Origin of the sequence: Geothrix fermentans DSM 14018 (assembly GCF_000428885.1) — a bacterium.
GTDB lineage: Bacteria > Acidobacteriota > Holophagae > Holophagales > Holophagaceae > Geothrix > Geothrix fermentans.
The window spans coordinates 39,342-47,323 of record NZ_AUAU01000025.1; the positions used below are offsets into that span (position 1 = coordinate 39,342).

A 7,982-nucleotide genomic window follows, 5' to 3' on the forward strand; every position below is an offset into this window, starting at 1 on the left:
GCGGGTCTAGTCGGCCTCTACCAGCACTTCCCTCGGCTTGCCCGCGCCCCGGTCCGGTCCCACGATGCCCTCTTCCTCCATGCGGTCGATGAGGCGCGCCGCGCGGCCGTAGCCGAGGTTGAGCTTGCGCTGGAGGAGGCTGGTGCTGGCCTTGCGCTCGCGCTTCACCACGGCGAGGGCGCGCACGTAGATGTCGTCGCCGCCGGCCATCTCCGCCTCGTCGAAGAGGGCCGTCTCCTCCTCGGTCTCCATGGCGCTGATGAGGGCCTGGTTGTAGTCGGGCCTTCCCCGTTCCCGCAGCCAGGTGACGAGGCGCAGGGTCTCCTCCTCCGTGAGGAAGGGGGCGTGGATCCGCTTCGGATGGCTGGCGCCGTTGGGCAGGAAGAGGGCGTCACCGGCCCCCAGCAGCTGCTCGCCGCCGCCGGAGTCCAGGATGGTGCGGCTGTCGATCTTGGTGCGCACGCGGTAGCTGAGGCGGCTGGGGAGGTTGGCCTTGATGACGCCCGTCACCACGTCCACCGAGGGCCGCTGGGTGGCGAGGATGAGGTGGATGCCCACGGCGCGGGCCTTCTGGGCGATGCGCGCGATGCTGTCCTCCACCTCGCTGCGGGCCACCATCATCAGGTCGGCCAGCTCGTCGATGACCACCACGACGTGGGGCATGGGTTCGAGCACGGCGGGCCGGTCCGGCCAGCGCGGGTTGGGCGTGCGCTCGGAGATGTCCAGCGAGCCGCCCGCATCGGCGATCTTCGTGTTGAAGCCCTTGAGGTCGCGCACGCTCAGCAGGGCCAGCCGGCGGTAGCGGTCCTCCATCTGGGCCACCACCCACTTGAGCACGCGGCCCGCCTCCTTCATGTCCGTCACCACCGGCGCCCACAGGTGGGGGATGTCCTCGTAGACGCCCAGCTCCACCATCTTGGGGTCGACCAGGATGAGCTTCACCTCGTCGGGCTGGGCGCGCACGAGGCAGGAGCAGATCATGGCGTTGACGCCCACGCTCTTGCCGCTGCCGGTGCTGCCGCCGATGAGCAGGTGGGGCATCTTGTTGAGGTCCGCCACCACGGGCTTGCCGGCGATGTCCTTGCCCAGGGCCAGCTGGAGCAGGCCGGGCGCGTCGCGGAAGGCGGGGCTGTCGATGACCTCGCGGAAGGTGATGATCTCGCGTTTCGGGTTGGGCACCTCGATGCCCACCAGGTTCTTGCCGGGGATGCGGTCCATGCGCACGGCCTCGGCCTGGAGGGCCAGGGCCAGATCCTCCTCCATGCCCAGGATGCGGGAGAGCGGGATGCCAGGATCGGGCTGGAACTCGAAGACGGTGACGACGGGGCCGGGCTGCATGCCGGCGACGGCGCCCTTGATCTTGAATTCCGACAGTTTCTGTCCAATCACTTCCTTGATGCCCTCCAGGGCCGCCAGGTCGGCCTTGGCGTGCTGGCCTGGCGGGTCGAAGAGGCGGCGGGGCGGCAGGGTCTCGCGGGCGGCGGGGCCCGGCTCGGGCTCGGGCAGCGGCGGCAGGGGCTTGGCGGGCGTGGGCTCCGTGAGGGGCAGGGGCGGCTGGACAATCTCCCGCCCGAAGCGGTCCTTGGCCACCTGGGGCCTGGCCACCGTGGGCTTGGCTTTGGGGGCCGCGGGGGCCTCCGCCAGCAGCTTGGCCCGGAAGGGGGCCTCGCCCGTCGGCGCCGGGGCCGCCCCCGACGTCACGGCCGAAGTCGAAGGCAGCGGCTGGGCTTCGATGAGGGTCTGGGCGGCGTCGAGGTTGATGGAATGGATGGGGGGGAGCAGGTCCTCGGCCCGGATGAGGGGCTGCTTCCGGCGGGCCTCGGCCGTCTCCAACTCGGCTTTGAGCAGGGCCTCGCGCTGGGCCTCCAGGGCGTCCTGGCGCTGGGCCAGGGCCAGCAGGGCCGCGCCGTCCGAGGCGTCGAGGTCCGGCTGCTGGGGGTTGCGGCCGCGGAGGAAGGGCCGCTTCACCATGCTGAGGAAGCCCTGGAAGCCCTTGGCGGGCATGGGCTTCACCCAGGGCCAGGCGGTCTCGCCCAGCCAGCGGTGGAGCAGCCGGCCGATGGCCCGCGTCACCGAGGGGGCCAGCACCAGAGCGCAGGTGAGCACCACGAGGGCCAGCAGCAGGGGGAGGCCGATGGGGCCCAGGAAGCGGCGCTGGGCGGGCCAGAGGGTGCTGCCCAGCCAGCCGCCCCAGCGCAGCTCCACGGTGCCGATGCCTTCAAGCCCGGTCCAGGTGCGGCTGCCGAAGGCGCCCAGGGCGGTCCAGGAGGCCAGGGCCAGGCCCAGCCAGGCCAGGCGGCCCGGCCAGCGGACGCCCTCCCGGGGCCAGGCCTCCCAGAGCAGGTAGGGCGGGAGGATCCAGGCGCCCATGCCCATGAGGGTCTGGAACAGGCCGGCCACGGTGGCGCCCACGGTGCCGCAGAGGTTCTGCACGGCGGGCAGGGCCGTGCCCTGGGTGAAGGGATGCGGATCCAGCGGATGGAAGCTGGCCAGCGAGAGCAGCAGCACCAGGGCCGCGAAGCCCAGTCCAGCCCTCAGCATCCAACGGCCGATCCCCTGCAATGCGCCTCCACGGTGTCTGCGCACCAGTGTAGCCCAGCGGGAGCGGCCTCAGCGGGCCGGCGGCGCGGATCCCGGAGGCTGCAGGAGCGCCAGGCGCAGCTGGGGATCCCAGGCGGGCTTGCCAAGATCCCGGAGGAAGGCGCCCGCGGCCACGAAGGTCCAGCCCTCCCGCGCCGCGCGGTCCATGAAGGCGCCGAGGCCCGCGGAGGGACGGTCCTTCTCCACCCGCTCCGAGCCCAGGTGCATGAGCACGATGATGCCGTCGCCGTCGCGGTCCAGCCGCTTCTGGAGGCGCTGGAGGATGGCGTCGCCGCTGCGGTAGAGGCGGCGCTCCTTGGGCGTGGCCCAGTCGAGGGTGTCGGCCCCCTCGCTCCAGCCCACGTGCCGGTAGCCCAGCTCCTCGGCCCAGCGGCGGATCTCTGTGGTGTGCTCGCCGTAGGGGGCCCGCCAGTAGGGATCCATGGGCCGGCCCAGGAGGCGCACCAGGGCGGCGTCCGCCTCCAGCAGCTCCCGCTGCACCCGCTCGCGGGTCCACTTGGGATCGCGCTTCATGCCCGGGGCGAAGTGCGGGTGGTTCATGGTGTGGTTGCCCAGCTCGTGGCCCTCGGCGGCCATGCGCTTCACCAGGTCCGGGTAGCGCTGGATGAAGGCGCCCGTGAGGAAGATGGTGGTGCGCACGCCCCGGGCCTTGAGGGTGTCCAGTACCTCGGCCGCCACCTCGGAGGTGGAGCCGCCGTCGAAGCTCAGCAGCAGGCGCCGGTGGCCGCCGGGGCCCCGGGTGAGGTTGAGGGCCTCGCCCACACCGGGCCAGGACGTGGATCCAGATGCCGGGAGGACGGGCTGGAACGCTGCCACCGCCGGGAGCGGCGTCCGGTCGGCGCCCGCGGCGCCTTCCGGAAGGGGCCGCCGCCGCGTGGGCAGGGGGGACACGAAGGATGCGGGGAGTCGGGCCTCGGTCCGGGCCAGGTCGGGAAGGGCGGCGCGGGGGGCAGGCTGGAGAGGCAGGGACGGGGGCGGCTGCAGGGCGCGGCGGGCCGCCTTGGGCGCGGAGGGCGGCGGCGGAAGGGTGAACTCGAAGCGGGCGAGGATGCGGCCGGCGGGGGTGCGAAGCACGGCCACTTCGCCGACCGGGGGACGGAAGAGCTCCCATCGCACGGGCCCCGTCTCGGCGAATCGCGCCTCCCGGATGGACCGTCCCTCCAGCACCAGCTCCGTGGGCTCGGCCACCTCGCCTTCCAGCACCGCCAGGCCCCCCAGGGGGCGCCAGGACCAGGCGCAGGAGGCCTCTGCGGACCGGGCGGCGGCCGGGGGCTTCGAAGCGTCCCGGGGGGCGCAGCCGACCACCGCTAAAGAAAGGGCCAGGGCGAGGCCGAGGGCCAGGCCGGGGTGCAGGGCGGCGGGCCCCGGGCGCCTCACGGAGTGGATCCGCCGCGGCAGAGGGCCCAGTAGTTGGCCTTCTCGCGGATCCGCACGGCCGTGGGCCGGAGGGCCGCGCGCTCCAGGTGGCGGAAGGCCTGCTCCGCCAGGACCTCGGCGGTGGGGTTGCGTCCCGCCAGGGCGGGCAGGTGGTTCAGCACCCGGTAGTCGATGGTCTCCACCCAGGCGTCCAGGGCCCGCGCGAAGGCGGCCTCCCCGGCCTCCGAAGCCAGCTCCACGGTGGCCTCCACCTCCCAGTTGTGCCCGTGGCGATCCTCCTGGAATCCAGGAAGGTCATGGAAATGATCGGCCACGAAGGGGCGGCGGAGGGAGAGGGTGAAGGACATGGCTGAGTATAGCTATCGGCCATGGCGGCGGAGATGTGAGATATGGCTCGCGGGTGTCAGCTATCGGCTGTCAGCTATCAGCTATCAGCGGTCGGCTGTCAGCGGTCAGCGGTCAGCTGTCAGCGGCCGGGGTCGAGTTCCTGGCGGAGGGCGGCGAGGTAGGCGGTCATGGTGGCCTGGCGGGCCTGGGCGCGGCGCCGGCCGGCGGAGGTGGTCATGGCGGCGGCGAGTTTGAGGAGCTTCCGCTCGAAGTGGTCGAGGCTCCAGGCTTTGTCGTCCAACTCGCGGCCCTCCGCCCAGGGGTCCTCCGGGTGCCAGAGGCCCGCGCCGAAGCTGGCGCCCGTGGCGAAGACCCGGGCGATGCCGATGGCGCCCAGGGCCTCCAGGCGGTCCGCGTCCTGCACCACGGCGGCCTCCAGGCTGCCGGGGGCCTGGCCCCCGCTCCAGCTGTGCGTGGCCACGGCGGCGGCCACCGCTTCCGCCTTGTCCTCCAGGCCCGGGATCTCCCGGCACCAGCAGGGCACCAGCTCCGCGGCCAGGCGCGCGGTGAGGGAGGACTCCGGGTGGTTCTTGGGCAGGTAGACGAGGTCGTGGAGCAGGGCGGCGGCCACGCAGACCTCCGCGTCGGCCCCCTCCTCGGCGGCCAGGTCCGCCGCCAGCCGCGCCACCCGCAGGATGTGGCCCAGGTCGTGGGCCGCGTCCCGGGGGAAGGCCTCGGCGGCCAGGTGGGCGCGGAGCCGCGCCAGGAGTGGGTCGAACCACGGGAGGGAGGGGGATTGCGCCATGGGTCCAGGGTATCGGTTGTGCCGGAAATCACGATTTTCAATATTGAGACTCTTTCTCTTTTGTTACACTGGTCCCGAGGTCGGGCATGTTCCTCTGCGTCTGCAACGCCATCACCGAAGACCAGGTCGTCTGGGCCGTGCGGGAGCGCGGGGCGGAATCCGTGGAGGCGGTCTTCGAGGCGCTGGAGGCCAAGCCGGACTGCGGGCGCTGCCTGGGGGCCATGGCCGAGGCGGTCCTGGCCATCCGGGCCGGGGAGCCGGTGGCGGTGGCCCTGGATCCCGCCATGGATCCCTGGGCCACGCCCTGGGGCTGCCGCGGCCGCTGCCGCCCGGTCTGGGGCCGGCCCGCCGAAGTCGCCAAGGCCAGCTGAATCCAGTTGTGAGGAACCGGCAAAGGTGGCTATGGTGAGGACCTTTCCCGGGAGGTCCCATGCAAGGCGACGGCACCGTCATCCAGCACCTGAACCGGATCCTCCGCAACGAGCTGACGGCCATCAACCAGTACTTCCTGCACGCCCGCATGTGCCGCAACTGGGGCCTCAAGGAGCTGGGCGAGCACGAGTACCGGGAATCCATCGACGAGATGAAGCACGCCGACCTGCTGGTGGAGCGGATCCTCTTCCTGGAGGGCCTGCCGTCCATGCAGGACCTGAACAAGCTCCGCATCGGCCAGAACCCCAAGGAGATCCTCGAGGGCGACCTGGCCCTGGAGATGGACGCCATGAAGGACCTGCGCGAGGCCATCGCCTACGCCGAGGGCATCCGCGACTACGTGAGCCGCGACCTCTGCCAGGACATCCTCGAAAGCGAGGAGGAGCACGTGGACTGGCTGGAGACCCAGCTGGACCTCATCGGCCAGATGGGCCTCCAGAACTTCGTCCAGCGGGCGGCGGGCGGGATCTCATAGCAGGCCGTCTGGGGCGGATTCCAGCGTGGTGGCCGGTAGAGCCTCAGCGTTTCCGCGGCGGTGGGGCGGATCGAGGCAGGTAAGATGGGCCTTCCCGGAGGACCCATGCGGAGCCTGACCACGCTGCTGATGAGCCTGTTGCTGGCGACGGTCGCCTGGGCCCAGAAGGCGGACCCCACCTTCGACGCGGTCAAGAGCGTGGGCCTGGCCTTCCAGAAGGGCGCCGTGGTGCTCACGGTACCCGCGGGCGCCCACCTCAAGGCCTCCTTCATGGAGGTGGTGAAGAAGGGCGGCCCCGGCACCCTCAAGGCCGGGCCCCTGCCCGCCACGGACGCCAAGGACGAGATCGGCGACGGCATCTGGCACGGCACCGTGCGCATCCCCCTGCGGGGCGAGGGCCTCACGGGCACCGTGAAGCTGGAGGTGACCTACCAGCCCTGCACCGAGGGGGAGGGCGGCGTCTGCTTCCCGCCCACGTCGCGGGTGCTGGAGGTGAAGGCGAGTGAAATTCCGGGCGGGGCTTCGGCGGCCGCGGCGCCGGAGAAACCTGCGATTTCTCCGGTAGAAAAAACAGAACCGCAGGTGGCGGTAGCGGCCGCGCCTGTGCCTGTTCCCGCGCCCGCCCCGGCTCCGGCCCCGAAGCATGAGGGCCTGCTCTGGTCGCTGCTGCTGGTCTTCCTGGCGGGCATGGGGGCTTCGTTGACCCCCTGCGTCTATCCGATGATCCCCATCACCATGGCCATCGTGGGCGCCAAGGGCAGCGGCAAGGCCCGGGGCTTCGCCCTGTCGGCGGTGCTGGTGCTCGGCATGGCCGTCACCTACACGACCCTGGGCGTGCTGGCGGCCCGGAGCGGCGCAGCCTTCGGGGCCTTCGCGCAGAAGCCGGCCTTCCTCATCCCCGTGTCCCTGCTCTTTGCCGCCTTCGCGCTCTCCCTCTTCGGGGCCTTCGAGATCGCCCTGCCCCAGGGTCTCGCCCTGAAGCTGCAGGGCGACGGCTCCCGCAAGGGCTTCGGCGGGGCCTTCCTCATGGGTCTGGTGCTGGGGCCGCTCTCCGCCCCCTGCGTGGGTCCCGTCATCGGCGCCGTGCTGGTGGGCATCGCCCAGCAGGGGGACGTGTTCATGGGCGGCCTCCAGCTCTTCGTCTTCGCCCTGGGCATGGGCGTGCTGTTCCTCGCCGTGGGCACCTTCTCGGCGGCGCTGCCCAAGAGCGGCGACTGGCTTACGCGCTTCAAGCAGGGCATGGGGCTGGTGGTGCTGGGCTTCGCGGCCTGGAACGTGCGGCTCGTGGTGCCGGACTGGGCGAACTTCGCCATGTGGACCGTGGTGATGCTCGCGGGTGCGGCGGTCTTCGGCGCCTTTGAAGCCGCCTCGGGTCTGGTGGGCCAGCTCCGCAAGGGCTTCGCCCTGTTGCTGCTGTCGCTGGCCCTGCTGCTGGGCGTGCGCACCGTGGAGGCCTACCTCAAGGTGGACCTGCTGCCCAAGGGTGGCGCAGCCGTGGCGGCCCAGGATGAACACGCCGGCTGGATGGAGCAGGACCTCGAAGGCGCGCTCGCCAAGGCCAAGGCCGAGAAGAAAGTCGTGCTGGTGGACATCTACGCCGACTGGTGCGCCCAGTGCAAGGAACTGGACGAGAAGACCTGGCCCGACGCCGCGCTGAAGCAGTGGATCGCCGCGAACGCCGTGCCCATCCGCATCGACACCGACGCCAGGCGCAAGGACCTGGCCACGAAGCTGCAGATCCGCAGCTATCCCACCGTGCTGCTGCTGGACGCCGATGGCCGGGAGCTGCGCCGCATCCTGGGCTTCCAGAAGCCCGAGACCATGAGGGCCTGGCTCGAGGGGAAAAGCTGAGACAGGATTAACAGGATGAAAAGCAGGATTAACAGGACCTGCTTATCGGCCAAGCTCAGCCCCATGTTCGCAAGATGAAAGGCTGGAGCCGGAGATGACGGAGAAACGGCCTCG

Annotated in this window: 7 protein-coding genes; 3 read left to right on the top strand and 4 right to left on the bottom strand. The window is 71.5% G+C overall.

The window, feature by feature from the left end; genetic code table 11:
• Nucleotides 1-6: 6 nt before the first annotated feature.
• The 4 genes from G398_RS17375 to G398_RS0109105 all read right to left on the bottom strand — a co-directional run bounded on the left by G398_RS17375 (nucleotide 7) and on the right by G398_RS0109105 (nucleotide 5,110).
• Nucleotides 7-2,541: an FtsK/SpoIIIE family DNA translocase gene (locus G398_RS17375; RefSeq protein WP_052571726.1), complete on the bottom strand. Its 2,535-nt coding sequence runs from the start codon at nucleotides 2,539-2,541 to the stop codon at nucleotides 7-9.
• Between the two features lie 69 nt (nucleotides 2,542-2,610).
• Entirely contained in the window at nucleotides 2,611-3,978 is a 1,368-nt protein-coding gene (locus tag G398_RS19615; protein ID WP_052571727.1) for a polysaccharide deacetylase family protein, read from the bottom strand.
• Complete coding sequence (locus tag G398_RS17385) at nucleotides 3,975-4,325, bottom strand: 6-pyruvoyl trahydropterin synthase family protein (RefSeq protein ID WP_052571728.1); 351 nt, start codon at nucleotides 4,323-4,325, stop codon at nucleotides 3,975-3,977. The genes G398_RS19615 and G398_RS17385 overlap by 4 nt, the downstream gene beginning before the upstream one ends.
• A 119-nt stretch (nucleotides 4,326-4,444) precedes the next feature.
• Nucleotides 4,445-5,110, bottom strand: coding sequence for an HD domain-containing protein (locus G398_RS0109105; protein ID WP_052571729.1), 666 nt, complete (start codon nucleotides 5,108-5,110; stop codon nucleotides 4,445-4,447).
• Nucleotides 5,111-5,196: 86 nt separating this feature from the next.
• Here G398_RS0109105 and G398_RS17390 point away from each other — a divergent pair, with 86 nt between their 5' ends.
• The 3 genes from G398_RS17390 (at nucleotide 5,197) to G398_RS17395 (ending at nucleotide 7,868) form a co-directional block, all read left to right on the top strand.
• The gene (locus tag G398_RS17390) at nucleotides 5,197-5,481 is read left to right on the top strand and encodes a (2Fe-2S)-binding protein (protein WP_043484512.1); all 285 of its coding nucleotides are present in this window, start codon (nucleotides 5,197-5,199) and stop codon (nucleotides 5,479-5,481) included.
• Between the two features lie 59 nt (nucleotides 5,482-5,540).
• Nucleotides 5,541-6,017, top strand: a complete 477-nt coding sequence (gene bfr, locus G398_RS0109115; RefSeq protein ID WP_026853375.1) for a bacterioferritin — start codon at nucleotides 5,541-5,543, stop codon at nucleotides 6,015-6,017.
• A gap of 105 nt (nucleotides 6,018-6,122) precedes the next feature.
• Nucleotides 6,123-7,868 (top strand): protein-disulfide reductase DsbD family protein, encoded by a 1,746-nt coding sequence (locus tag G398_RS17395; protein ID WP_052571730.1) that lies wholly within the window; start codon nucleotides 6,123-6,125, stop codon nucleotides 7,866-7,868.
• Nucleotides 7,869-7,982: the final 114 nt, after the last annotated feature.

Excerpts from the sequence above, each read along its gene's own strand:
- G398_RS17375 (WP_052571726.1), bottom strand. The coding sequence starts at position 2,541 with ATGCTGAGGGCTGGACTGGGCTTCGCGGCCCTGGTGCTGCTGCTCTCG.
- G398_RS17385 (WP_052571728.1), bottom strand. The coding sequence starts at position 4,325 with ATGTCCTTCACCCTCTCCCTCCGCCGCCCCTTCGTGGCCGATCATTTC.
- G398_RS0109105 (WP_052571729.1), bottom strand. The coding sequence starts at position 5,110 with ATGGCGCAATCCCCCTCCCTCCCGTGGTTCGACCCACTCCTGGCGCGG.
- G398_RS17390 (WP_043484512.1), top strand. The coding sequence starts at position 5,197 with ATGTTCCTCTGCGTCTGCAACGCCATCACCGAAGACCAGGTCGTCTGG.
- bfr (WP_026853375.1), top strand. The coding sequence starts at position 5,541 with ATGCAAGGCGACGGCACCGTCATCCAGCACCTGAACCGGATCCTCCGC.
- G398_RS17395 (WP_052571730.1), top strand. The coding sequence starts at position 6,123 with ATGCGGAGCCTGACCACGCTGCTGATGAGCCTGTTGCTGGCGACGGTC.